Origin of the sequence: Pseudomonas sp. RL_5y_Pfl2_69 (assembly GCF_963970465.1) — a bacterium.
Lineage (GTDB): Bacteria > Pseudomonadota > Gammaproteobacteria > Pseudomonadales > Pseudomonadaceae > Aquipseudomonas.
Genome location: NZ_CAXAOU010000003.1, coordinates 460,846 through 484,519, shown reverse-complemented (window position 1 = coordinate 484,519; position 23,674 = coordinate 460,846). Strand labels below are relative to the sequence as shown.

At 57.3% G+C, this 23,674-nt stretch carries 23 protein-coding genes; 12 read left to right on the top strand and 11 right to left on the bottom strand.

Annotation, left to right across the window (positions count from 1 at the left end):
* Window positions 1–12: 12 nt before the first annotated feature.
* The 3 genes from AACY07_RS08345 to AACY07_RS08335 form a co-directional block, all read right to left on the bottom strand.
* Window positions 13–309 carry a DUF6388 family protein gene (locus AACY07_RS08345; protein ID WP_133077879.1) on the bottom strand — a complete coding sequence of 99 codons (297 nt, stop codon included), beginning with the start codon at window positions 307–309 and terminating at the stop codon, window positions 13–15.
* 106 nt (window positions 310–415) lie between these two features.
* The gene (locus AACY07_RS08340; protein WP_133077878.1) at window positions 416–1,618 is read right to left on the bottom strand and encodes an MFS transporter; all 1,203 of its coding nucleotides are present in this window, start codon (window positions 1,616–1,618) and stop codon (window positions 416–418) included.
* Between the two features lie 147 nt (window positions 1,619–1,765).
* Window positions 1,766–2,083 (bottom strand): DUF883 family protein, encoded by a 318-nt coding sequence (locus AACY07_RS08335; RefSeq protein ID WP_133077877.1) that lies wholly within the window; start codon window positions 2,081–2,083, stop codon window positions 1,766–1,768.
* Window positions 2,084–2,261: 178 nt separating this feature from the next.
* Here AACY07_RS08335 and AACY07_RS08330 point away from each other — a divergent pair, with 178 nt between their 5' ends.
* Window positions 2,262–2,513, top strand: coding sequence for a hypothetical protein (locus tag AACY07_RS08330; RefSeq protein WP_133077876.1), 252 nt, complete (start codon window positions 2,262–2,264; stop codon window positions 2,511–2,513).
* Window positions 2,514–2,615: 102 nt separating this feature from the next.
* On the opposite strand, the gene AACY07_RS08325 is transcribed toward AACY07_RS08330, so the two are convergent.
* Window positions 2,616–3,098, bottom strand: a complete 483-nt coding sequence (locus tag AACY07_RS08325) for a GreA/GreB family elongation factor (RefSeq protein WP_339474325.1) — start codon at window positions 3,096–3,098, stop codon at window positions 2,616–2,618.
* Window positions 3,099–3,222: 124 nt separating this feature from the next.
* Between AACY07_RS08325 and earP the strand changes: the two genes are divergently transcribed.
* The 3 genes from earP (at window position 3,223) to AACY07_RS08310 (ending at window position 5,865) form a co-directional block, all read left to right on the top strand.
* Window positions 3,223–4,356: an elongation factor P maturation arginine rhamnosyltransferase EarP gene (gene earP / locus AACY07_RS08320; protein WP_339474324.1), complete on the top strand. Its 1,134-nt coding sequence runs from the start codon at window positions 3,223–3,225 to the stop codon at window positions 4,354–4,356.
* A 49-nt stretch (window positions 4,357–4,405) separates the two neighbouring features.
* Window positions 4,406–4,978 (top strand): elongation factor P, encoded by a 573-nt coding sequence (locus AACY07_RS08315; protein WP_016780001.1) that lies wholly within the window; start codon window positions 4,406–4,408, stop codon window positions 4,976–4,978.
* Between the two features lie 134 nt (window positions 4,979–5,112).
* Window positions 5,113–5,865, top strand: coding sequence for a sulfite exporter TauE/SafE family protein (locus tag AACY07_RS08310; protein WP_339474323.1), 753 nt, complete (start codon window positions 5,113–5,115; stop codon window positions 5,863–5,865).
* Here AACY07_RS08310 and AACY07_RS08305 read toward each other — a convergent pair.
* Window positions 5,855–6,712, bottom strand: coding sequence for a LysR substrate-binding domain-containing protein (locus AACY07_RS08305; RefSeq protein WP_133077872.1), 858 nt, complete (start codon window positions 6,710–6,712; stop codon window positions 5,855–5,857). The two genes, AACY07_RS08310 and AACY07_RS08305, sit on opposite strands and share 11 nt — an antisense overlap.
* 96 nt (window positions 6,713–6,808) lie before the next feature.
* Between AACY07_RS08305 and AACY07_RS08300 the strand changes: the two genes are divergently transcribed.
* Complete coding sequence (locus tag AACY07_RS08300; RefSeq protein WP_133077871.1) at window positions 6,809–6,988, top strand: DUF1127 domain-containing protein; 180 nt, start codon at window positions 6,809–6,811, stop codon at window positions 6,986–6,988.
* 135 nt (window positions 6,989–7,123) lie between these two features.
* Here AACY07_RS08300 and AACY07_RS08295 read toward each other — a convergent pair whose 3' ends face one another.
* The gene (locus AACY07_RS08295; RefSeq protein ID WP_339474320.1) at window positions 7,124–8,470 is read right to left on the bottom strand and encodes a class II 3-deoxy-7-phosphoheptulonate synthase; all 1,347 of its coding nucleotides are present in this window, start codon (window positions 8,468–8,470) and stop codon (window positions 7,124–7,126) included.
* Window positions 8,471–8,628: 158 nt separating this feature from the next.
* Here AACY07_RS08295 and AACY07_RS08290 point away from each other — a divergent pair, with 158 nt between their 5' ends.
* Entirely contained in the window at window positions 8,629–9,384 is a 756-nt protein-coding gene (locus AACY07_RS08290) for a spermidine synthase (protein ID WP_133077869.1), read from the top strand.
* A 370-nt stretch (window positions 9,385–9,754) separates the two neighbouring features.
* Entirely contained in the window at window positions 9,755–11,425 is a 1,671-nt protein-coding gene (locus AACY07_RS08285) for a DEAD/DEAH box helicase (RefSeq protein WP_133077868.1), read from the top strand.
* A 172-nt stretch (window positions 11,426–11,597) separates the two neighbouring features.
* Here the strand turns inward: AACY07_RS08285 and AACY07_RS08280 are convergent, their stop codons facing one another.
* A complete protein-coding gene (locus AACY07_RS08280; protein ID WP_339474319.1) occupies window positions 11,598–12,365 on the bottom strand; it encodes a DODA-type extradiol aromatic ring-opening family dioxygenase in 768 nt (255 codons plus the stop codon).
* A gap of 101 nt (window positions 12,366–12,466) precedes the next feature.
* Here AACY07_RS08280 and AACY07_RS08275 point away from each other — a divergent pair, with 101 nt between their 5' ends.
* Window positions 12,467–13,132, top strand: a complete 666-nt coding sequence (locus tag AACY07_RS08275) for a thiopurine S-methyltransferase (RefSeq protein WP_339474318.1) — start codon at window positions 12,467–12,469, stop codon at window positions 13,130–13,132.
* A gap of 55 nt (window positions 13,133–13,187) precedes the next feature.
* Here AACY07_RS08275 and htpX read toward each other — a convergent pair whose 3' ends face one another.
* Together htpX and AACY07_RS08265 are read right to left on the bottom strand one after the other, a co-directional pair.
* Entirely contained in the window at window positions 13,188–14,075 is an 888-nt protein-coding gene (gene htpX / locus AACY07_RS08270) for a protease HtpX (RefSeq protein ID WP_133077865.1), read from the bottom strand.
* A gap of 313 nt (window positions 14,076–14,388) precedes the next feature.
* Window positions 14,389–15,600: a pyridoxal phosphate-dependent aminotransferase gene (locus AACY07_RS08265; protein WP_339474316.1), complete on the bottom strand. Its 1,212-nt coding sequence runs from the start codon at window positions 15,598–15,600 to the stop codon at window positions 14,389–14,391.
* Between the two features lie 222 nt (window positions 15,601–15,822).
* Between AACY07_RS08265 and msrB the strand changes: the two genes are divergently transcribed.
* Both msrB and AACY07_RS08255 read left to right on the top strand, forming a co-directional pair.
* Window positions 15,823–16,218, top strand: a complete 396-nt coding sequence (msrB, locus tag AACY07_RS08260) for a peptide-methionine (R)-S-oxide reductase MsrB (protein WP_133077864.1) — start codon at window positions 15,823–15,825, stop codon at window positions 16,216–16,218.
* Between the two features lie 15 nt (window positions 16,219–16,233).
* Entirely contained in the window at window positions 16,234–16,719 is a 486-nt protein-coding gene (locus AACY07_RS08255) for a glutathione peroxidase (RefSeq protein ID WP_326425728.1), read from the top strand.
* A gap of 126 nt (window positions 16,720–16,845) precedes the next feature.
* Here AACY07_RS08255 and AACY07_RS08250 read toward each other — a convergent pair whose 3' ends face one another.
* Window positions 16,846–19,161: a response regulator gene (locus tag AACY07_RS08250; protein ID WP_339474313.1), complete on the bottom strand. Its 2,316-nt coding sequence runs from the start codon at window positions 19,159–19,161 to the stop codon at window positions 16,846–16,848.
* A 175-nt stretch (window positions 19,162–19,336) separates the two neighbouring features.
* On the opposite strand from AACY07_RS08250, the gene AACY07_RS08245 reads away from it, so the two are divergent.
* Together AACY07_RS08245 and AACY07_RS08240 are read left to right on the top strand one after the other, a co-directional pair.
* Window positions 19,337–20,230 (top strand): ATP-binding protein, encoded by an 894-nt coding sequence (locus AACY07_RS08245; RefSeq protein WP_133077861.1) that lies wholly within the window; start codon window positions 19,337–19,339, stop codon window positions 20,228–20,230.
* Window positions 20,223–20,705, top strand: a complete 483-nt coding sequence (locus AACY07_RS08240) for a GAF domain-containing protein (RefSeq protein ID WP_339474312.1) — start codon at window positions 20,223–20,225, stop codon at window positions 20,703–20,705. Before AACY07_RS08245 ends, AACY07_RS08240 begins: the two co-directional genes overlap by 8 nt.
* A gap of 6 nt (window positions 20,706–20,711) precedes the next feature.
* On the opposite strand, the gene AACY07_RS08235 is transcribed toward AACY07_RS08240, so the two are convergent.
* A complete protein-coding gene (locus AACY07_RS08235; RefSeq protein WP_339474311.1) occupies window positions 20,712–23,666 on the bottom strand; it encodes an HD domain-containing phosphohydrolase in 2,955 nt (984 codons plus the stop codon).
* Window positions 23,667–23,674: the final 8 nt, after the last annotated feature.

Sequence of the window (23,674 nt, the reverse complement as noted above, 5' to 3'; positions counted from 1 at the left end):
CAGCGGGCTGGTTCAGACGGTTATTTCGTTGAAACCGCAATACTCTTCCCAGCTCATGTCCAGCGCCTCGGCGACTTCCTGATGCACTTCAAGGCGCATGCTCTTGAGCTCTTCGGGGGAGCGTGCGATCAGTTCCAGCGCCAGCTCCCAGGCTTCAAGGCCGCGACTTTCGGCTTCGTCTTCAAAGGCCCACAGAATCTGCTGCTGGCGGTCCTCTGCGCTCAGATCTTTCATTTCTTCGATCAGTTCAGGGTGCGCCTTGATAAAAGTATCCAGGGCCAGTTCGTTACGGGATTCTTTAGGGATCATATGGCGTCTCGGATCGTTAGGACGGCCTGCGTGGGCAGACCGTCGTCAGGGCGTTTTCTCGCATGCTAGCGAGTTAGCAATACGATGAAAAGCGCCATATGACCGGTCAGCCTGCGGTTTGTATCTTGCTTTCGCGTTGCAGGCTGTAGCCCCAGACCGCCAGCGCCAGCGTTGCGACCACCGAGCCAACTACCACGATGCCGTCCCAGCCGTACACCGGATAGGTCTGCGCGCCCGCCAGGGAGCCCAGTGCGCCACCAATGAAGTAGCAGGTGATGTAACCGGCGTTCAGGCGGTTGCGTGCGGCAGGACGTACCTTGAACACCGCATTCTGATTGCTGACATGGACCAGCTGCACTGCAAAATCCAGGGCCAGTACGCCGATCAGCAAGGCGATCAACGAGTGACCGGCGAATGCCATTGGCAGCCAGCTCGCCAGCAGGACCAGCAGGCCGACGGTCGTGGCCTGTTGGCCTTTGCCGCGATCGGCCATGCGTCCGGCCCAGTTTGCCGCCACCGCACCGACTGCCCCCGCCAGGCCAAACAGACCGATAACCGCATCCGAGTAGCTGTAGGGCGGTACTGCCAGCAGAAAGGCCAGTGGGGTCCAGAACAGGGCAAACAGCGAGAAAGTCAGCAGGCCCAGTAGCGCGCGCAGGCGCAGTATTGGCTCTTCGACAAACAGGGTGAACACCGATCCCAGCAGTTTTGGATAGCTCAGGCCAGCGCTCTGGTGATGGTTGGGCAGGGCGCAAAACAGGGAGATGGCACTGACCAGCATCAAGGCGGCAGCCACTAGATAGATGGTTCGCCAGTCACCGGCCGACGACAGCGCCCCGGCCACGGTGCGCGCCAGCAATATCCCCAGCAGCAAGCCGCTCATCAGCGTCCCCACCACTCGGCCTCGGCTCAGGGGGTCGGTCAGGCTGGCAGCCATTGGCACCAGTACTTGTGCCGAAACTGAAAACAGCCCGGTTATCGCCGTGCCGACCAAAAGCCACGTCACCGACGGTGCAAACGCGCTGAGCAAAAGGCCCAGTGCGCTGAGCACGGTCATGGTAACGATCAGCCGCCGTTGTTCGAACAGATCGCCCAGTGGTACCAGCAGCAACAGGCCGGCGCCGTAACTCAATTGCGCGGTGATCACCACGTTACCGGCGCTGCTCATGCTCAAACCCAGTTCCTGGGCGATGGTGTGCAGCAAGGGTTGTGCGTAATAGTTACTGGCGACAGCCAGGCCGGTGGCGGTGGCCATCAGCAAGATGAGGGCAGTGCTTAAAGGTTTGGTGGCAGTTGTAGAAGCGGACATTGACTGTCTCATCGGCATGGGGAGTGCGCGGAAGTATCAGAATGCCTGCGTAGAATGTCACTGAATATGTCGATAATTTAATTCTATAAACAACAAAGCCCTTGGCTATGACGGCCAGGGGCTTTGTTTTAAGACGGGATGCGTGACCTAGTTGCGACGGCCCAGCAGCAAGCCCACGACCAGTCCGAAGCCGGCCGAAATAGCCACGGTTTGCCACGGATGGCCACCGATATAGCTTTCAGTGGCATCGACCACAGGCTTGGTACGTTCACGCACGTTAGTGACCGAGTCCAGCGCTTGCTTGAGCTTGAGACCAACCTGCGCACGCAGGGTTTCACCTTCTTCACCGACCAGGGACACGCTCTCCTTGAGCAGCTTTTCAGATTCGGCAATCAGGTCTTGAAGTTCGCTGAACGCTTGATCCTTGATTTGATCTTCAGCTTGTACGGCATTTTTGCGAGCCATTGCGGTACTCCTTGCAGTTGAAATGGGTGATGAGTAATGGAGTCAACCCAATGCCAAAAAGTTGCATCTGTTTTGAGCCGGGTGTTGTTCTGACCTGACAGCGTAGTCAAAAACCAGACGGAGACACTTCTTTGTAGGGTGTAAGATGTCCCCTAAATTTACGCCGCAGGAAATTCTCATGAGCTTCAACCTCGCCAACAAGCCTCTCGCTGAGCGTGCTGCGCTTGAAGATGAAAAATCCCGACTGTATGACCTTTGGCAGAGCAATCTGGGCAAGGCCAAAGGGGATGCGGCGCGCTTGTTCGGGGAGCGCGCCAAGCGCAAGGGCAAGTGGGCTGAATGGGTGCGTTCGGAGCTGGACGCCATGTCGCCACCCGAATACGCCAACATGGTGCGCAGTGAAGTGAATCGCATGATGGCCGCCAAGTAAGCGTTCTGCAAAACCCGTGGGAGCGGGCTTGCTCGCGATGAGGGCGACGCGGTTTACCTGGCTGCTCGAGGTGATTTCATCGCGAACAAGCCCGCAGGTCGCTCAGTGAATCTCGCAGACGGTAAATATTTGCAGCGCCCCGCCCACATTGATCTGCACCTCGTCATCCAGCTGCTTGCCCAGCAAGGCAGCTCCCAGCGGTGAGCGCGGGGTGATGACGGTCATTGAGCGCCCGTCCTGTTCGAGTTTGAGGCCGGCAGCGTCAGGGGCCAGGAACAACCACTGCTCGCTGCCGTTTTCAGCCTCCAGATTGACCAATGCCCCGACTTGAATGCCCTGCGCCGCGCAGTACGGACCCAGGGTCATGCTGCGACAGTTCTTGAGTGCCTGGCGAATCTCTTCAACCCGGCGCGCCTGGCCTGTAGCCAGGTAGGATGCTTCAAGCCCAAGGGTGTCGTACTTGTTCTCGGCAATATTTTCCGCGTGGGTCGCAGCTTCATAGGCGGTTTGAGCTGCGCGCTGGAGCACATCAAGGTCGATTTCGAGTTTTTCCAGCATCAGCAGGTGCACATCGGTCTTGTTCATGGTCGCAGCTTGAGAGTGACGAACGGTGATTGTCGCACGAGTGTCGCGCAGATTTATCCGCCATAAACCTTCTGTACGCGTTGAATTATGCGGACAATCAGCCCTTTGAATGTTGGAGCCCGGAATGAAAGCCTCCTGGGATATTTTTTGCAGTGTGGTCGATAACTACGGCGACATTGGTGTGACCTGGCGTTTGGCCCGCCAGTTGGTGGCCGAGCATCAGCAGGGCGTGCGTCTGTGGGTCGATGATTTGCGGGCGTTTGTGCCGCTGTGCCCTGAGGCCGATGTCGGCGCGGCACGCCAATGGCAGCAGGGGGTCGAAGTGTGTCAGTGGCCGCAGCTGTGGCAATCCGTCGACGTTGCCGATGTGGTGGTCGAAGCATTCGCCTGCAAACTGCCCGAAGGCTACCTGCAGGCGATGAAGGCCCGCGAAACCCCAGCGTTGTGGATCAATCTTGAATATCTGAGCGCAGAAGACTGGGTCAGTGGTTGCCACGGTTTGCCCTCCCTGCGCCCCGATGGCTTGAAGCGGATGTTCTTCTTTCCGGGTTTTGATGCGGGCACTGGTGGCCTGTTGCGCGAAGCCGACCTGTTGCAGCGACGTCGAGCCTTTGAGCTGGATCCCCAGGCCAGGCAGGCGTTTTTGCAGGGGCTGGGTGTTTTTCCGGCAAGCAACGCACGTCTGATTTCACTGTTTGCCTATGAAAATACCGGGCTTGCCAGCTGGCTTGATGCCATGGCCGCGGGCAGCGTGGCGACGCATCTGTTGGTGCCCCAAGGGCGGATCATGGGCGATCTGCTGCGCTGGCTTGAGGTGGATCAGTTGGGGTTGGGGGATGTGCAGCAGCGCGGGGCTTTGACCGTTCAGGCCTTACCGTTCGTCCGTCAAGAAGATTACGACCACCTTTTGTGGAGCTGTGATTTCAATGCGGTGCGAGGGGAAGACTCGTTTGTGCGGGCGCAATGGGCAGGCAGGCCACTGCTTTGGCATATTTATGAGCAGGAAGAAGACGCCCATTGGGTCAAGCTCAATGCGTTCCTCGCGCTGTATGTCAAAGACCTTACGCCGGCCGCAGCCCAGGCATTTACCGGGTTGTGGCACGCCTGGAATGGTGGCTGCGATATGGCTCAAAGCTGGAATCTGCTGCTTGAGCACTGTCCCGAGATCACTGCGCATGCCGAGCAGTGGTGTCTGGAACAGTCATTGCAGGCCGATCTTGCGCAAGCGCTAGTACTGTTTTATAGAAATTGGATATGATACGCGGCCTAGATTTTTGTAAATCTCAATCCAAATTCGGATACTCGCAATGAAAACTGGTAAAGAGCTTAAACCCGGTACAGTCATCAAGCTCGAAAACGACCCTTGGTTGGTTCAGAAAGCTGAATTCACCAAGTCCGGTCGTAACAGCGCAATCATGAAGACCAAGCTGAAAAACCTGCTGACTGGCTACAAGACTGAAATCGTATACAGCGCTGACGACAAGCTCGAAGACGTGATCCTGGATCGCAAAGAAGCGACCCTGTCCTTCATCAGTGGCGACACCTACACGTTCATGGACACCACTGACTACACCATGTACGAGCTGAACGCTGAAGACATCGAAGCCGTTCTGCCATTCGTGGAAGAAGGCATGACCGACGTTTGCGAAGCCATCTTCTTCGAAGACCGTCTGGTTTCCGTAGAGCTGCCGACCACCATCGTGCGTCAGGTTGACTACACCGAAGGTTCCGCTCGCGGCGACACTTCGGGCAAGGTGATGAAGCCTGCCAAACTGAAAAACGGTACCGAGCTGAGCGTTGCTGATTTCGTAGAAATCGGCGACTGGATCGAAATCGATACCCGTGACGGTGGTTCCTACAAGGGCCGCGCCAAGGTTTAAACCTTGCGTTAACCGCACGATGAAAAAGCCCGGTCTTATGGCCGGGCTTTTTTTTGCCTGTCAAAAAGCCTGGTTTAGAGCTTTGCCCTGAGTAGGGGACTGGTTAGCATGGGCGCTCATCATGAGGGGCTGTAATGCTGATCGATTTTGCAATGTATACAGCCCTGGGCCTCGCCCTTGGCGCACTGGGCGGGTTGTTCGGGATTGGCGGCGGCTTGATCGCGATCCCGGTTTTGGGATTATGGTTCGGGCTGGATCAGCAATTGGCGCAAGGCACTGCCCTGGTCATGGCGGTGCCCAATGTGTTTCTTGCCCTGTATCGCTATCACCAGCGCAATAAAATCGATCTGCGCCAGGCCGTGCCGTTGGTGCTGATGAGCTTTTGCTTTGCCTGGCTGGGGGCAATGCTCGCGGTGGGGGTGGATCCGCGCAGCATACGCTGGGGTTTCATCGTCTTTTTGCTGGCGATTACCCTCTACAACCTGATCAAACTCTATAGCTCGCCCGCTCAACCGGTTGCAGGCTCGCGTTACGGCTGGCCCTGGTATGGCGCGCTGGGCGCCTTGGCAGGCACCACGGGCGGGTTGTTTGGTGTCGGCGGTGCCGTAGTGGCGGCGCCGGTACTGACCAGTGTGTTTGGCACCACCCAAGTGGTGGCTCAGGGCTTGTCGCTGGCCCTGGCTGCACCGAGCACTGCGGTGACGTTGCTGACGTACGCGGTGCATGACGAGGTCAACTGGGTCATGGGTGTGCCGCTGGCCATTGGCGGGCTGTTGAGCATCAGTTGGGGGGTCAGGGCCGCCCACGCCATGCCGGAGCGGGTATTGCGCGGCTTGTACTGCGCCTTTCTGTTGTTGTGTGCGGGCTTGCTGGCAATCAAAGCTTAAAACCTTCGACGATGTACTCGGCAAAGCACTCAATGATCGGCGACGACGCACTGTTGGGTTTGCGTAGCAGCACAATACTGGCGGAGGGCAGCACGGGCAGGTTCTCCGCCTCGCCGATAATGCGCAGGTCGGGCGTCAGCAGGCTCTGCAACTGCGCAGTCACGGCCAGCCCGGTGCTCACCACGGCATTGATGGCTGCCAGACTGGCGCTGGTGTAGGCAACCCGATACTCGCGCTGCTGGATATCCAGTGCATTGCAGGCCCAGGTTCGGCAAAAACAGTCGGTATTGAACATTGCCAGTGGCAGGGGCGTTTGTTCGTGGGGCGAGAAACCTTGTGCCACCATCCACACGAACCGCTCCTGACGCAGGATCTGGCCCATCTCGGTGCCAGGTTTGCGGGTCACGATGGTCAGGTCCAGGTCATTGCGCTGCAACAGTTGCGATGACGGTTCACAGTGCACTTCGACATTGATCAGCGGGTAGTCCTGGGCAAAACGCGACAGCACGCCAGGCAAAAATCGCATCACGTAATCATCAGGCGAGCCGATTTTGACGGTGCCCACCATCTGCGGCTGACGCAGTGTGTTGAACACTTCGCTGTGCAGTTTGAGGATACGTCGTGCGTAACCGAGTAACACGTGGCCCTCGGGGGTAAGGCTTACGTTGCGTCCTTCACGCTGAAACAGCGCACATTGCAGCACGTCCTCTTCCAGTCGCTTCATCTGCATGCTGACCGCTGACTGGGTGCGGTTGACCACTTCGGCTGCACGGGTGAAACCACCCTGATCGGCGATCGCAGCAAAGGTGCGCAGCAGGTCGGTGTCGATACTGGGAAATTCGGCCATTGATCAATCTCGCAGATGTATCGCATAAGAAACATTCGTTGGATTGATCTTAAGCCCGGGCCGAGACTTGAGCCATACCTCAGGAGGGCTCAGGTGATGAAAGGTCAAAAAAGTGTGATGTGGTTTGCCCGTATATCCCGCTGGTATCAGCTGTCGCGGGAAAGGGCGAATCTGAGGCAGATCAGTGATGCGGCGCTCAAGGATCTTGGGCTGAGCAGGGCGGATATCGAGATCGAAAGCCATCGGGCTTTTTGGGATGATCCGTTCAACAGGTGAGGCGGGCTCACCTCAACCCACCTGTGGGAGCGGGCTTGCTCGCGATGCAGACACCCCGGTGCCTCAGGCAAAGCGGGTTGATGCCATCGCGAGCAAGCCCGCTCCCACAAGAGTTTCATCCGCAAGGTGTGTGGATCAGCGTTTAACTTGCTTTAACGTCTCGGCAATCAAAAATGCCAGTTCCAGCGATTGATCGGCGTTCATGCGCGGGTCGCAGTGGGTGTGGTAACGGTCCGACAAGCCATCCTCGGTAATCGGGTTGGCGCCGCCGATGCACTCGGTGACGTTCTGGCCGGTCATCTCGATGTGAATCCCGCCGGCGTAGCTGCCTTCAGCCTCGTGAACCTGGAAGAACTGCTTCACTTCCCCAAGAATCTGCGCAAAGTCGCGGGTTTTGTAGCCGCTGCTGGCCTTGATCGTATTGCCGTGCATCGGGTCGCAGCTCCACAGCACCTGTTTGCCTTCGCCCTCTACGGCGCGGATCAGCTGCGGCAGGTGATCGCCAACCTTGTCGGCACCCATGCGCACGATCAGGTTAAGGCGGCCCGGGTCGTTGTCCGGGTTGAGAATGTCGATCAGGCGGATCAGGTCTTCGTTGTTCATGCTTGGGCCGACCTTGACCCCGATCGGGTTGTTGACCCCGCGCAGGAACTCGACATGGGCGCCGTCCAGCTGGCGCGTGCGGTCGCCGATCCACAGCATGTGCGCCGAGCAATCGTAGTAGTCGTTGGTCAGGCTGTCGCGGCGTACGAAGGCTTCTTCGTAGTTGAGCAGCAGTGCTTCGTGGGCGGTAAAGAAGCTGGTCTCGCGCAGTTGTGGCGAACTGTCCATGCCACAGGCGCGCATGAAGGCCAGGGTCTCATCGATACGATCGGCCAGTTGGCTGTATTTATCAGCCAATGCCGAGTTGGCGATAAAGTCCAGGTTCCATTTATGCACTTGATGCAGGTCGGCAAAACCGCCCTGGGCAAAGGCGCGCAGCAGGTTCAGGGTGGCGGTGGACTGGTGATAGGACTGCAGCAGACGTTCAGGGTCAGGGACACGGCTTTTTTCATCAAAGCCGATGCCGTTGACGATATCGCCGCGATAGGCCGGTAGCGTGACCCCGTTAATGGTTTCGTCATTGGCCGAGCGCGGCTTGGCGAACTGACCGGCCATGCGTCCGACCTTGACCACCGGGCAGCCTGCCGCGAACGTCATCACAATGGCCATTTGCAGCAGCACCTTGAAGGTGTCGCGAATCTTGGCTGCCGAAAACTCCGCAAAACTTTCAGCGCAATCGCCACCCTGAAGCAGAAACGCCCTACCTTGAGTGACCTCGGCAAACTGACGGCGCAGTTCGCGGGCTTCGCCGGCGAAGACCAGTGGCGGATAACTGGCCAGGCTTTGCTCGACGCGCAACAGGTGTGCTGCGTCAGGGTAGTGGGGTTGTTGCTGAGCTGGCAGGGCGCGCCAGCTGTCAGGTGTCCAGATTTGGCTCATCGCAGACTCTAGTATTTGTAGGAGATGGCCCATGTTAGCAGCAATTAGTGCGTGACCTCTTGCGCCGCAATGGCCGACAATTGCGCCTTTGCGCTCGACATCGAGTGGCTGTTTTCTACAGCGTTGCGGGTGATGCCGGGACGCGGCAAGGAGAGGAAATGTCTGAGGAGCGCGTAGAGCGTCTGCTCGCTGAAGTCCATGATGACTTCGGCATGATTCGAGTGCTGGAAGTGGCTGACTATCGCTTCCTCGAATTTGGCGATGCGATCGAGCAAAGTTGCGTGTTCACTGCGGATCCCAGCTGGCTGGAATACGACTACACCCGCGCCATGCTGATCGGTGCGCTGTGCCATGACGCCCCCGAGAGCGCGCTGTTCCTGGGCCTTGGCGCTGGAACCCTGACCCAGGCCTGCCTCAAGTTCTTGCCTCTTGAAGATGTTGAAGCCATTGAACTGCGTCCGGATGTGCCGCGCCTGGCTATCGAGTACCTGGGGCTGGACGATGACCCTCGGTTGTATATCCGCATTGGAGATGCCATCGAACTGCTGGACAGCGCCGAGCCGGCGGACCTGATTTTTGTCGACCTTTATAACGACTTGGGGCCTGCCGCCGGGCACCTGGCGTGGACATTCCTTGAAAACTGCCAGAAGAAGCTCGCTCCCAACGGTTGGCTCATCATCAATCAGTGGGCCACCGATGACGGCAAGCCGCTGGGTGCTGCCTTGTTGCGTGGCTTGTATCACCGGCATTACTGGGAACTGCCCGTCAAGGAGGGTAATGTCATTTTGATGGTGCCTGCCGATCTTGATCAGGATCTGGATATCGACGCCTTGACCGCTCGGGCGCAGGCCCTGGCACCCCGTTTGGGCTATTCGCTTGAGTCGTTGATCAAGGCGGTTCGCCCTGCGACCTGATGCCCAAGGATGAAACGTTTTAGCGTTTGCCCCAAGGTGGCCAGGCGTTAAACGTTTTTTTAAGGTCGAAAATATCTTTAAAGCCCGGTCTATAGAGGGATACAGACGATTGTGCCCCAAAAAAACGCTTCTTTTTTTTGATAAATCCGGTATAGTGCGCGCCGGCCTTTAGCCGGGCCACGTTTAGGTGTCGCATTTCCCGAAGCACGCTTCGGCTGCTCGTCCGTTTCGCGGACAACCCTGAACGCTCCATTCATTTAACGTTTTCGCAAATCCCCGCCGACAAAGCAGCCAGGGCGACTCTTGAGTCTTACACGGCATGCGCAGCTTTGGAGCATGGGTCTTTGCGGATGCACTTAGAGGCAGACCCATGACCCAGGAAACCGGCGGCTTCGCCGCTTTTAATCTTAATCCGAACATTCTTGCAGCTGTCATTGCGACTGGCTACGAAGAACCTTCGGCTATTCAGCATCAATCGATCCCGATCATTATGGCCGGTCACGACATGATTGGTCAGGCGCAAACCGGTACGGGTAAAACCGCCGCGTTCGCACTGCCGATCCTGCACCGCATCGATCCTGCTAAGCGCGAGCCGCAAGCCCTGATCCTGGCGCCAACCCGTGAGTTGGCGCTGCAAGTAGCAACCGCTTTCGAAACCTACGCCAAGCAAATGCCGGGCGTTACCGTTGTGGCCGTTTACGGCGGCGCCCCTATGGGTCCACAACTGAAAGCAATCCGTAATGGCGCACAGATCGTTGTCGCCACTCCGGGCCGTCTGTGCGACCACCTGCGTCGTGACGAAAAAGTTCTGTCGACCGTGAACCACCTGGTTCTGGACGAAGCTGACGAAATGTTGAAACTGGGTTTCATGGACGATCTTGAAGTTATCTTCAAGGCTCTTCCTCCAACCCGTCAGACCGTATTGTTCTCGGCAACCTTGCCGCAGTCGATCCGTGCCATTGCCGAGCGCCATCTGCGCGATCCGCAACACGTGAAGATCCAGACCAAGACTCAGACCGTTACCGCGATCGAACAGGCTCACCTGTTGGTTCACGCTGACCAGAAGACCTCGGCTGTATTGAGCCTGCTGGAAGTTGAAGATTTCGACGCCCTGATCATGTTCGTACGCACCAAGCAAGCGACCCTGGATCTGGCCAGCGCCCTTGAAGCCAAAGGCTACAAAGCTGCTGCGCTGAACGGTGACATTGCCCAGAACCAGCGTGAGCGCGTAATCGACTCCCTCAAGGATGGCCGTCTGGACATCGTTGTGGCGACCGACGTTGCTGCTCGTGGTCTCGATGTTCCACGTATCACTCACGTGTTCAACGTTGACATGCCTTACGATCCAGAGTCCTACGTTCACCGTATCGGCCGTACAGGCCGTGCAGGTCGCGAAGGTCGCGCACTGCTGCTGGTAACTCCTCGTGAGCGCCGCATGCTGCAAGTGATCGAGCGTGTAACCGGTCAGAAAGTTGCTGAAGTCCGCCTGCCGGATGCTCAAGCTGTTCTCGATGCTCGCATCAAGAAGTTGACCAACAGCCTGACTCCACTGGTTGCTGACGCTGAATCGACTCACGGTGACCTGCTGGATCGCCTGATTGCCGATATCGGTTGCAGCCCGCGTGCTCTGGCCGCTGCTCTGCTGCGCAAGGCCACCAACGGTCAGGCCCTGACTCTGGCTGCCATCGAACGTGATCGTCCACTGGTGCCGAACAGCGCGCCACGTGAGCGTTCAGAGCGTTCGGGTGACCGTCCGGATCGTGGTGATCGTGAGCGTCGTGCTCCGGTTCCATTGGCTGAAGGCCGTGCTCGTTGCCGTACCGCTCTGGGTGCGCGTGATGGCATCGCTGCCAAGAACCTGCTGGGCGCTATCCTCAACGAGGGTGGCCTGGCACGTGAAGCAATCGGTCGCATCCAGGTGCGTGACAGCTTCAGCCTGGTAGAGCTGCCGGAAGTAGGTCTGGAAGGTTTGCTGGCCAAACTGAAAGACACCCGCGTTGCTGGCAAGCAGCTCAAGCTGCGTCGCTACCGCGAAGATTAATCACTGCTTGCTGTGATTGATCGCTGAAAAAATCCCCGACTGGTTCGGGGATTTTTTTTGTCCGTGATTTGTAGTCGCTGCCGAGGAACGAAGGCTGCGAGCTTTTATTGCGCAGCGCCCAAGATGAAGAGCTCGCAGCCTTCGTTCCTCGGCAGCGACTACGGGCCCGGATTCAACCAAATCTATAGATGTCCATCCCCAGCGCACCCAGTGTCCAGCCCTGGTGGGCAATGCTGAACGGGCCACCTGCGCCCCGGGCGAAGTACAGTGGCAGCAGGTGTTCATCGCTGGGATGATTTTTGGCTGCAAAGGGCGCCAGTTTTCGGTAGTCGTGCAGCATCGTTTCGTCGTCAGAGGCCAGTGTCTCGATCATCCAGTCACGAAAGGCTTTGGCCCAGGGCTCTATGCTCTCTGGGCCAGCGTGCCAGTCCAGTTCGCGCAGGTTGTGGGTGATGCTGCCCGAGCCGATGATCAGGATGCCTTCATTTCTCAAGGTGCCCAGGGCGCGTCCTGTCTCGGTCTGGGCTTTCGGGCCCAATTGGCTGGGCAGTGAAACCTGGACCACAGGAATATCGGCTGCCGGGTACATCAATGACAGTGGCACCCAGGCACCGTGGTCAAAAGGGCGATTGGGGTCCAGCCGGGCCGGTAAGCCTTTGTCTGCAAGCATTTGAACAATGCGGGCGGCCAGCGCCGGATCCCCGGGTGCAGGGTATTGCACGGCAAACAATGCGGGCGGAAAACCACCAAAGTCGTGCCAGGTTTCAGGTGCGTGATGGCTGGCGACCCTTAGATCAGGGCTTTCCCAGTGCGCGGATACCAGCACGATGGCTTTCGGGCGGGGCAGTTCGTTGGCCAGGCGCGTGAGCGCCGGGCCACTGGCGCCCGGTTCCAGTGCTAGCATTGGCGAACCGTGGGAGATGAACAGGCTGGGAAGCATGAAAAACACCCTCAAGGTTAAGATGTCTCATCTTCGTCCTGATCATTGATCTAAATCCAATATAAGTTTTAGTGCTTATCTATCGAATTTAAAGGTGAATCATGCAGCCCGAATTTTGGCACGACCGCTGGGACCGCAATCAGATCGGTTTTCACCTGCAGCAGGCCAATCCGTATCTTCAGCGCCTGTGGCCCACCCTTGGGCTTGAGCAGGGCGGCCGTGTGCTGGTGCCGCTATGTGGAAAGAGCCTGGATTTGAGCTGGCTGGCGGCCAACGGCTACGAGGTGCTGGGCGTAGAGCTCACGCAGACGGCCGTGGAGCAGTTTTTCAGTGAGCAGAAGGTCGAGCCGCAGATTAGCCAGCGGGGCGCCTTCAGGGTGTATGAGGCGGGCCCTGTGACGATCTTGTGCGGTGATGTCTTTGCACTGACTGCGGCCGATGTCGCCACGTGTGTGGGGGTGTATGACCGGGCAGCGATGATCGCGTTTCCCCCCGACATGCGCGAAGCCTACGCTCGGCATCTGACGAAAATCCTCACGCCGGGATGCCAGGGGCTGTTGATCACGCTCGATTACGACCAGTCTCAGATGAATGGCCCGCCGTTCTCGGTGCCGGACGCCGAAGTACAGCGCCTGCTGTCGCCTGACTGGGCGCTGGAAGTCGTCGAGGAGCCGGATGTACTCGACCAGGAATGGAAGTTCCTCAAGGGCGGTGTGACGCGTCTGGTGGAGCGGGTCTATCGCCTGGAAAAAACCGGCAAGGCCTGAATGCGGGCATGAAAAAGGGCGACCTCAGTCGCCCTTTTCTTTGGTTGCCGTGGGGTTAGCCGCGGCGACGCAGTGCATCGATACGTTCTTCCAGTGGCGGGTGGCTCATGAACATCCGCGCCAGGCCTTGTTTGAGGCCGCCGTTGATGCCAAAAGCAGCCATGGTGTCCGGCATGTGAACCGGTAGACCCTGTTCGGAGCGCAAGCGCTGCAGGGCACTGATCATGGCCGACGTGCCAGCAAGCTGTGCACCGGCTTCGTCAGCCCGGAACTCGCGTTTGCGCGAGAACCACATCACGATGGCGCTGGCCAGGAAACCCAGGACCAGTTCAGCGAAGATGGTCGCAACGTAGTAGGCAATGCCGCGGCCTTCGTCGTTCTTGAAAATCACCTTGTCGACAAAGTTGCCGATGATCCGGGCGAAGAACATCACGAAGGTGTTCACCACGCCTTGCACCAGTGCCAGGGTCACCATGTCACCGTTGGCAACGTGACCGATTTCGTGTGCCAGTACGGCTTTTACTTCATCTGGCGAAAAACGCTCCAGCAAACCTTGGCTGACAGCGACCAGCGCATCGTTTTTATTCCAGCCCGTGGCAAAAGCGTTGGCTTCATATGCCGGGAAAATTCCCACCTCGGGCATTTTGATCCCGGCTTCGCGGGACAGTTGTTCAACGGTTTGCATCAACCATTGTTCATGACGAGTGCGAGGTTGAGTGATCACCTGGGTGCTGGTGCTCATCTTCGCCATCCATTTGGAGATGAATAGCGAGAACAAAGACCCTGCAAAACCAAAGACCGCACAGAACACCAACAGCTGACTGAGGTTCAGATCAACCCCGTTGGCCGCCATGAACCCGTCAAAGCCGAACAGGCTCAGGGTGATGCTGGCAATCAGCACGACCGCCAGGTTAGTGGCCAAAAACAGCAGAATGCGCATCATGGTTGTAAGAATCTCCTCGTCTTAAGGGTGTTGCCGTATGCGGGTATATAAGGTGCCGCCTCAGGCTATTCAACCGGGTGACTATTTCAAACTGTGTCCTACAGGCTGATTCTAGTGGCATGCCCGACATTTCCTAATCTGAATGAGCACTTTTTTTGAACAAAAGTTCCACCCAAAGCCAGTAAATAAAGGGCTTTAACGATTTTGGTTTTTTTAAAAAGGAGAGTGCGGGTAGGGAAAGACGGCATGTGAAGAATGTTTCATCAGACACATGCTGTGCGACTTTTGATTGGTCGCACAGCATGTTCAGACGTTACTGACGGTAAGTCTTCAGGAAGTTACCGATCCGGCCGATGGCCATATCCAGTTCGTCAACACGGGGCAGGGTCACGACGCGGAAGTGGTCAGGCCAAGGCCAGTTGAATGCCGTGCCTTGAACCACCAGCAGTTTTTCCGAGAGCAGCAGGTCCAGAACGAACTTCTCGTCGTTGAGGATCGGGCACATCTTGGGGTCGATACGCGGGAATGCGTATAGAGCACCCATCGGCTTCACGCAGCTGACGCCGGGGATGTCGTTGAGCAACTCCCAGGTGCGGTTACGCTGTTCCAGCAGGCGGCCGTTGGGCAGGACCAGGTCGTTGATGCTCTGGTAGCCACCAAGTGCAGTCTGGATGGCATGCTGGCTGGGTACGTTGGCACACAGGCGCATGTTGGCCAGCATGTCGATGCCTTCAATGTAGCTTTGGGCATTTTGCTTGGGCCCGGAGATGGCGATCCAGCCCGAGCGGAAACCCGCGACCCGGTACGACTTGGACAGGCCGTTGAAGGTCAGGCACAGCACGTCCGGGGCCAGCGAAGCGGTGCAGATGTGCACAGCGTCGTCGTACAGGATCTTGTCGTAGATCTCGTCCGAGAACACCACCAGGTTGTGCTGGCGCGCAATCTCCAGCATGCCCAGCAGGACTTCCTTGGAGTACACCGCACCCGTCGGGTTGTTCGGATTGATAATGACCATGGCTTTGGTGTTAGGGGTGATCCGGGCTTTTATATCCTCCAGATCAGGCCACCAGTTGGCTTGCTCGTCGCACAGGTAGTGCACGGGGTGACCACCGGCCAGAGTCACGGCAGCGGTCCACAGCGGGTAGTCGGGTGCTGGCACCAGGACTTCGTCGCCATTGTTGAGCAGCGCTTGCAGCGACATCACGATCAACTCGGAGACGCCGTTGCCCAGGTAGATGTCTTCAATGCCGACACCTTCCACCTGCTTTTGCTGGTAGTACTGCATCACGGCCTTGCGCGCGCTGAACAGGCCTTTGGAGTCGCTGTAGCCCTGGGCGGTCGGCAGGTTGCGGATTACGTCCTGAAGGATTTCGTCCGGCGCTTCAAAACCAAAGGGGGCCGGGTTGCCGATATTCAGCTTGAGGATGCGATGACCTTCCTCCTCCAGACGTTTGGCGTGCTTGAGCACTGGGCCGCGAATGTCATAACAGACGTTGGCGAGCTTGTTTGATTTGCTGACCTGCATGGCGATGTGATCCCGAAAATGAACGATCCAGGCAATGTGATGATCACGGCTCTGGGAAATTCTGTGTTTTCACACAGTGGCTGACACCGGCTTGCTTCAATAATCCGTTTGAATGCAACTAGTGCGGGTGCCAGACTGGCGTTTAACGAGGCGCAATCATACGTGCCACCCGACCCCTGGAAAAGCCACCGATCGGGGTTTTTCAGTTGCAGAGGCAGAACCATGGAAAAGTTGAACAAAACCCTGGACGAATGGAAGGCCATGCTCGATCCGGAGCAATACAACGTGTGCCGCCTCAAGGGCACTGAACGGCCGTTTTCGGGTAAATACAACGCCACTAAAACCGACGGTGTTTATCACTGTATCTGCTGCCAGGAGCCGTTGTTTGATTCGCGCGCCAAGTTTGATTCAGGCTGCGGCTGGCCGAGCTTCTATCAGCCGATTGGCGAAAGCGCGATGGTCGAGATCCGTGACGTCAGCCACGGCATGGTGCGTACCGAAGTGGTCTGCGCCAAGTGTGATGCGCATTTGGGGCATGTGTTTCCCGACGGTCCGCCACCCACCGGTCTGCGCTACTGCATCAACTCGGTGTGCCTGGACCTGGTTCCCCGCGACTAATTTTGAGGCGCCGTCATGAACGACAATCTGCTCAATGTTGCATGCACCACTCTTGGCGGCGAGCCTAAAACCCTGGCGGACTACGGGGGTAAAGCGTTGCTGGTGGTCAATACCGCGAGCAAATGTGGATTTACCCCGCAGTACAAGGGGCTCGAAGCCCTGTGGCAGCAGTACAGGGATCAGGGCCTGGTGATTCTGGGATTCCCGTGTAATCAGTTTGGGCAACAGGAGCCGGGTGACGAAGCCGCCATCTCTGAGTTCTGCGAGTTGAATTTTGGCGTGACGTTCCCGCTGTTCAAAAAAGTGGACGTCAATGGCAGCCAGGCCCATCCGCTGTTTGTCCAGCTCAAGAAACGTGCGCCCGGGCTGCTGGGCTCCCAGGGTATCAAGTGGAATTTCACCAAGTTCCTGATCAGTGGCGATGGCAAAAGCATCAAGCGTTATGCCCCGACCACCAAGCCGGAGGCGCTCAAGTCGGATATCGAGGCGTTACTGCGCTAAGCCGTTGTCGCTCTGAGTCCTTGTAGCCGCTGACTCGCGGAGCGAGGCTGCGTCCGGCGGCGCAGCCGTCGCAAAAGCATACGCGGCGGCTCGCCAGTTAAACCAGGTACTACAGGCAATGCCTTTTCAGGCTGTTTGCGGCACCCAGGTATCGATCAGCGCAGCCAGCTCTTCGCGCCTGAACGGTTTGGCCAGATAGTCGTTCATCCCCGCCGAGCGGCAGCGCTCGCGCTCTTCGGGCATTGCATTGGCGGTCAGGGCGACGATGGGTAACTTTGGCCAGCGCCCACGGTGACGAATTTGTCGGGTGGCCTCATAGCCGTCCATTACCGGCATGTTGCAGTCCATCAACACCAGATCAAAGGTTCTCTGCTCCAATTGTTTCAGCGCCTCGCCGCCGTGGGCCGCTACGACTACGTCACACCCCAATTTGCTCAACATACCCTTGGCCACGAGTTGGTTGACCGGGTTGTCTTCGACCAACAGAATCCGTGCGCGGTGCGAGACAGGCGTGCTGCTGGTCCGATCCGCCGGGATGTCTTGATCGTTTTTCTGTAGCAGATACTGCAAGGTTTGATACAGCGCATGGCGCGATAGCGGCCTGGCTTTTTGCTGCAGGGGTGCCAGTGCACTGACCTGATCACTGGGCATGAAGTTGCCATAGGCAGTGACCAGCAGGATCGGTGCGCTGATTGCAGGCCGCAGGCCAAACAGGCATTCGGGGCAATCAGTAATCAACAGATGAGGGTCTGTGCCGTCCAGGCAGGCGTCCAGTGAATAGTGTGTGTAGTCGAGCCCCCACACTGGCAAAAAGCTGGCAAGCAACTCGCTCAGGCCGCTGCTCGCCGCGCTCACCACAATAACCCGCCCGGACAGTGGTTTGGGCGTGATGGCGGGGGCGTAGCAAGGCAAAGGCAGTTCGGCACAGAACTGGCTGCCAAAACCGATTTCCGAACTGATGGTCAGTCGTCCGTGCATGACCTCGCACAAGCTGTTGGTCAGGGTCAGCCCCAGCCCTGTGCCCCCAAACTGACGGGTAATGCTGGCTCCAGCCTGGGTAAAAGGGCTGAAAATTCGCGCCTGAGCATCTTGGGCAATGCCGATGCCGGTGTCGCACACCTCGATGCGTACCTGATCGCCCTGTGCGCTGAGGCGCACATCCACCCGTCCGAACCGGGTGAATTTCAGGGCATTGGATAGCAGATTGCTGACGATCTGGCGCACCCGTGTCGGGTCACCCAGCACCAATGCCGGGAAGTTCGGGTCGATCAGGCACGTCAGCTCCACGCTGGGGGCTGCATTCTGCGATAGCAGGTTGGCAGTGTCTTCGATCAGCGAACCCAGGTCGAAGGCAATGTGTTCGAGTTCCAGTTGGCCGGCATCGAATTTCGACAGGTCGAGAATGTCATTGAGCAGTTCGACCAGGACTTTGCCAGAGTCGTGGGCTATGGACAGTTGCTGGTGTTGCTCGGCATTGAGCGGGCTGTCCAGGCACAGAGCCAGCATGCCCAGCAAGCCATTGAGCGGGGTGCGTATTTCGTGGCTCATGTTGGCCAGAAAGGCAGACCGTGCCTGGGCCATTTCCAGTGCAGTGCTGCGCGCAGACTCCAGCTCTTCATTGGAGTGACGCAGTTGTTCGTTGATGGTTTCCAGCTCTTTGGTGCGCACCGAGACGATGGTTTCCAGTTGCGCCAAGTACTCGGTGAGGCTGTTTTCAGCGCGGCGCCGATACTCCATTTCACGGGCCATCGCCTCGAACTGTTGATTGGCGGCGTTGACCAGCACACCGATTTCATCGTCTTCATGGCCGCAAGGGTACTGCACCTTCGATTGGCCAGGGTCACCGGGCTGACGCTGGCTTATCTGTCGAATCACCCGTACCAGCGGCTTGGTCAGCATGACGTAAAACAGGCCCAAGAGGATAAAGGTCAGGATGATGCTGCGAATGAAACCGCTGAGCAGCGTGACTTCCGCGCGCTGCAAAAAACGCTTCCCGAAGGGATAGGTATCCACCTCGAGGTGTAAAACCCCGATGCTTTGTTCAGGCAAGTGATTGAAGTACAGTCGTTGGTCAAATGAGCGATTGGAACCAAACAAATAATCGCTGAGTGCTCGATAACGCCCGCTTTCAGGCTGATCCTGAACAGCGGCCAGGACCACATTGTCGCTGTCGACAAGTTGTGCGCCGGTGATCGCCGGTGATCGCAACAGACCGAGCAAAAGCTCTTGTGCCAGCTCTGAGTCGAGGTTGTAGGCAATGCGCGATGCCGGGTTGTGGCTGATCTCAAGCAGGGACTGGATTTCGCGATTGATGGCGGCGTTTTCACTGGCATAATCGATGCCGATTTGTAGCAGGCTAAGGATGGATCCGAGAACCAGGCCGACCAGCACAGTCAGTTTTGCTTGTTTGAAAGACAGGCGATGGGTGAGTTTTATATCCATGGGGTGCTGCACCTGTTTCCATTTCCTTGCGGCGTGCAAGAGTAGTCGATGTGTAGGACAACCGGCAGGTATAACTGCGGTATTTGCCGCAAACCGGGTGAGTCATGTCGTTGATGGCGGATAAATGTACGTCATATCAATATGCCATCATTGTGTATCAGTCTGAGGAAATGTTGTGAATTCTAAACTGGATGCCTTTTTGGAGCGTGCCGAAGCGGTCCTTGCACGTCTTGAACCCTTGCTGCCAGCGCAGCGTGAACCGATTGAGTGGCACGAGTGCCTGGCTGCCCGTTGGCAGCGTGAAGGTCGCTCCGGTTACCTGCTGCCGTTGCAGGTCAGTCTTGAAATGCGCCTTGCGGACCTTATCGGCATTGATAATCAGCGTGATCAGTTGGGTCGCAACACCCGGCAGTTTCTCGACGGTTTGCCAGCCAACCATGCCCTGTTATGGGGATCACGGGGTACGGGCAAGTCATCGATCATTCGTGCCTTGCTGGCGGAGCACGCAGATGCCGGGCTGCGCCTGATTGAAATCGAGCGCGATCATCTGGCCGATCTACCGCGAGTGGTCGAACTGTTGCAGGGCTTGCCTCAACGTTTTGTATTGTTTTGCGATGACTTGTCCTTCGAGGCTGGCGAAAGCGATTACCGGGTGCTGAAAAGCGTCCTCGATGGCTCCCTGGAGCAAGCGCCGGATAACGTGTTGCTTTACGCAACCTCGAACCGTCGCCATCTGGTGCCTGAAAAAGAGAGCGACAACGAAAACTGGAAGAACGTCGACGGTGAGCTTCATCCCAACGAGGCTGTAGAGGACAAGATTGCCTTGTCCGACCGTTTCGGCCTCTGGCTGTCGTTCTATCCCTTTACCCAGGAGCACTTCCTGAGTGTGGTCGAGCACTGGATCGACGTATTGGCCAGCAAAGCCGGTTTGCAGTGGCAACGCGACGAAGCGCTGGATATTCTTGCCGTGCGCTGGGCGACCGGGCGAGGCAATCGCAACGGCCGTTGCGCCTATCAGTTCGCGCGTTACTGGGTGGGTTTGAAATTGTTGGAGCAAGTGAATGATTGATTTGAATGCCACAGGTGCCGGTCTGAACGGCTACACCTTGTTGCAGGCTCAACTGGAGTCGTTGTTGGCGGATGAGCGGGACTTTATTGCCAATGCCGCGCAATTTTCGGCATTTTTGTTTCACCAGCTTGATGATCTGAACTGGGCAGGGTTTTACCTCAACCGCAATGAAGAGTTGGTGCTGGGCCCGTTCCAGGGGCAGATCGCCTGTGTCCGGATTCCTTTCGGACGTGGCGTTTGCGGGGCCGCGGCTGCGAGCAGGCAAACACAGCGGGTTGAGGATGTTCACGCATTTGCCGGGCATATCGCTTGCGACAGCGCTTCCAACAGTGAGCTGGTCGTTCCGCTGATCAAGGATGGCCGGCTGATCGGTGTGCTCGATCTGGACAGCCCAAGTGTCGGGCGGTTCAGCGAGCAGGACCAGCAAGGCATTGAAGCACTGGCTGCGATCTTTCTACGTCTGAGCGATTGCTGATACCGGTCAAGTCGTCAGCCCGGCCTTGAGCATGAGCGCATCGATGTCGACTGAATCGATTTGTTCCGGTTCGAGAAACTGCCGGGCGTACTGCATAAACACCTGTTCGTGCATAAACAGCGCGAACAGTTGGGGGTCAATATGGGCATCGCGGCACATCGTGGCCATGATGCTCAGGGCCTCACTTAACGTCTTGCTGCGTTTATAGGGGCGATCCGAAGCGGTCAGTGCCTCGAAAATGTCGGCAATCGCCATCATCCGCGACTCCAGGCTCATCTCCTCACGCTTCAAGCGTTTTGGATAACCGCTGCCGTCCATTTTTTCGTGATGTCCACCTGCGATCTCCGCGATGTTGCTCAGGTAACTGGGCAGGGGCAGGCTGCTGAGCATCAGGATGGTTTGAACGATGTGATTATTGATGATGTAGCGTTCCTCATTGGTCAATGTGCCGCGCTTGATGCTCAAGTTGTACAGTTCGCCGCGGTTGAACTTGTAGTGCGGCACGTCGAGTTTGAAGCCCCAAGGGTTTTGCGCAGCAATCACGTCGGCTTCAGGCCGGATGAACAGGTGCTCCGGTTTGTCGGCGAGCAATCGCTCTGTGACCGGCAAGGCTTGTTCCTCGCGGGTGGACTGGCGTTTGTGCTCTTCCCAGGACACCCCAAGCCGATCGTCCAGAGTCCGGCTCCATGTGCGTCGTGAAATGGCGTTCAAACGCTCAAGATCAGCTTCCATCATGGCTTCACCTCCCACATTGCATTGGGCGACAAAGGCAAAATCGTCATCCAGCGCCGACAAGCAGGTGTCGCGCTGCTCCGTGAGTTGTTGATCATTGCCGCCCAGGGCGCGCGCTTGCCAGTAGTTGATCCATGCATCGCGCTTGAGCACTTCAAAACGGGTGCGGATCTCGTGAATGCGGTCGTACAAGGTTTCAAGCTTGGTGGCCTTGTCGACCACATACTCCGGCGTTGTGACCTTGCCGCAGTCGTGTAGCCAGGCCGCGATGCGCAGGGCCTCCCATTGTTCGTCCGAGGGGTTGTACTGCTCAAACGGTGGCTGCTGGCTCGCCGCCGCCGCTTGGGCCAGCATCAGCGTGAGGGTTGGAACTCGCTGGCAATGGCTTGCCGTATACGGGCTTTTGGCGTCAATGGCTCCAGCCAGCAGTTGAATCAAAGCATCCAGTAACTGCTTTTGCCGTGCTTGCAGGCGCTGGCTCTCAATGGCGACCGCAGCCGTGCCTGACACCGCCTGGATAAAGGCAATCCGGTCAGCCCGCAGATGATCCTGATCGTCAAGCGAGCCACTGTTGTTCAACACCAGAACCAGAATGCCGACGGTCTCGCCGTGGCGGTTGTGCAGGCGAATGCCGATCAGATGGATGCTCTGGCTGCCCAGTTCGTGCATCAGGGGTTGCAAGTCGCCAGCCTGCTCGAGAGTGAGTGCGCGGGCCACACTGTCATGGCCTTCGAAAAGTGCGCGCAGCCATTCGGGGCTCTGGCTATCGTCAGGGTCTAATACCGACTGCGGCTGGGTTGTGAGGTCCTGGGGCTGGCCATTCATGATCAAGCCTTTTAGCTCCAGCTGCGTACTGTCGGTTTTTGCAAGGTAGATGAGCCCGGCCTGTGCCTGCGCAATTTTGAGCGTCTCAAACAGGACTGACTGCAACAAAGGTTCAAATCGGGTGTGAGCAGAGAGGCTGGAGGTGATTTCAAAAAAACTGGCGAGCGTTTGTCTCATTCGTCCCATGGAGGCTTCCAGCTGGTCGATTTCAAGCACGGGCGACTGCTTCCTGGGCGCGTAGTTGAAATCAAACCGCCGAATGGCATCGGCCTCACGCACCAGCGCCTGCAAGGGTTTGACCAGTAATCGTGACGTCACCCAACCCATGGGTACGCACAGGAGGAGGGCGACCAGCGTCACCACAGCACCTTGCCATCGCAACTGATAGGCATCTGCCAGCAGTTCGTCTTCCGGGACCATCATGGCCAGTTGCAAACCATTGGAGCCGCCGTCGTCCACCTTGAATTGTGACGTGATCCATTGGCGATGACCGTCGTTCAGGCGCTGCTCGGCGGTTGCACCCTGCTCGATCAAATAGCTCAGGGCCGGGCTTAATTCCGAGACTTTGGGCAGTTTTGCGGGATCCTGGGCGGTTAACAGTTTGTTGAAATCCGGATAGGCGATCGCCCGGCCATCGCCATCGAATAGAACGATTTGCGTACCGGGCGTTGTCTGATGGCTGGCGAGGGTGCTGGACAGCTGAGACAGGGTTACGTCGGCACCCATCACTGTATTCGTAGCGCTGCGTCTGGCTAAGGTGGTGCCCACTTCCCGGGTGGAAAAAAACAAATAGGGGCTGGTGGTGGCTTGATTGTTGTCGGCGTGCACCGGGATAAACCATTTTCGGGTGCGGGGGTCATAGGTTTCATCCGGGATGTTTCGCTCTTCCAACTGGGTCAAATGTTCATCCAGGTATATTTTTTTTGACTCAACCGTACCGTTTGGTTCCGAGCGTTTTATCGACCAGACTTCGTAATTCGCTTGTGGCGGTGCGTGCAACTGCAGCCTGACCGCTTGATTGCGCAAAGGCCTGACCAGGAAAAAGTTTCCGTTGTCGTCTCCCAGGAACAAAGCAGACAGGGTGTGGTTGTCTTCGAGGGTTTGTACGAAGGGCTGCAACAGCCCCATTCTCAGTTCGACTCGATCAGTCATGGCATCAGGATTGAGAATCAACAGGTTCAGTGCGTGCCTTATGGGTTGGTAGGCATTGAGCAAATCATGCTGCACATCCTGTTCGATATAGCCGAACAGCTTTTTACTGCTGTCTAGAATGATGTGGGTGGTTTGTAGATAGTTAAAAACGCCCAGCACCACGCCGAGCATAAGCAACAAAAATGTAAACATCGCACTGATGTGGACATGCAAAGGGAACTGGCGTTTGTGGGAGTGCGCAGTGTTGCGCATGAGCGTTT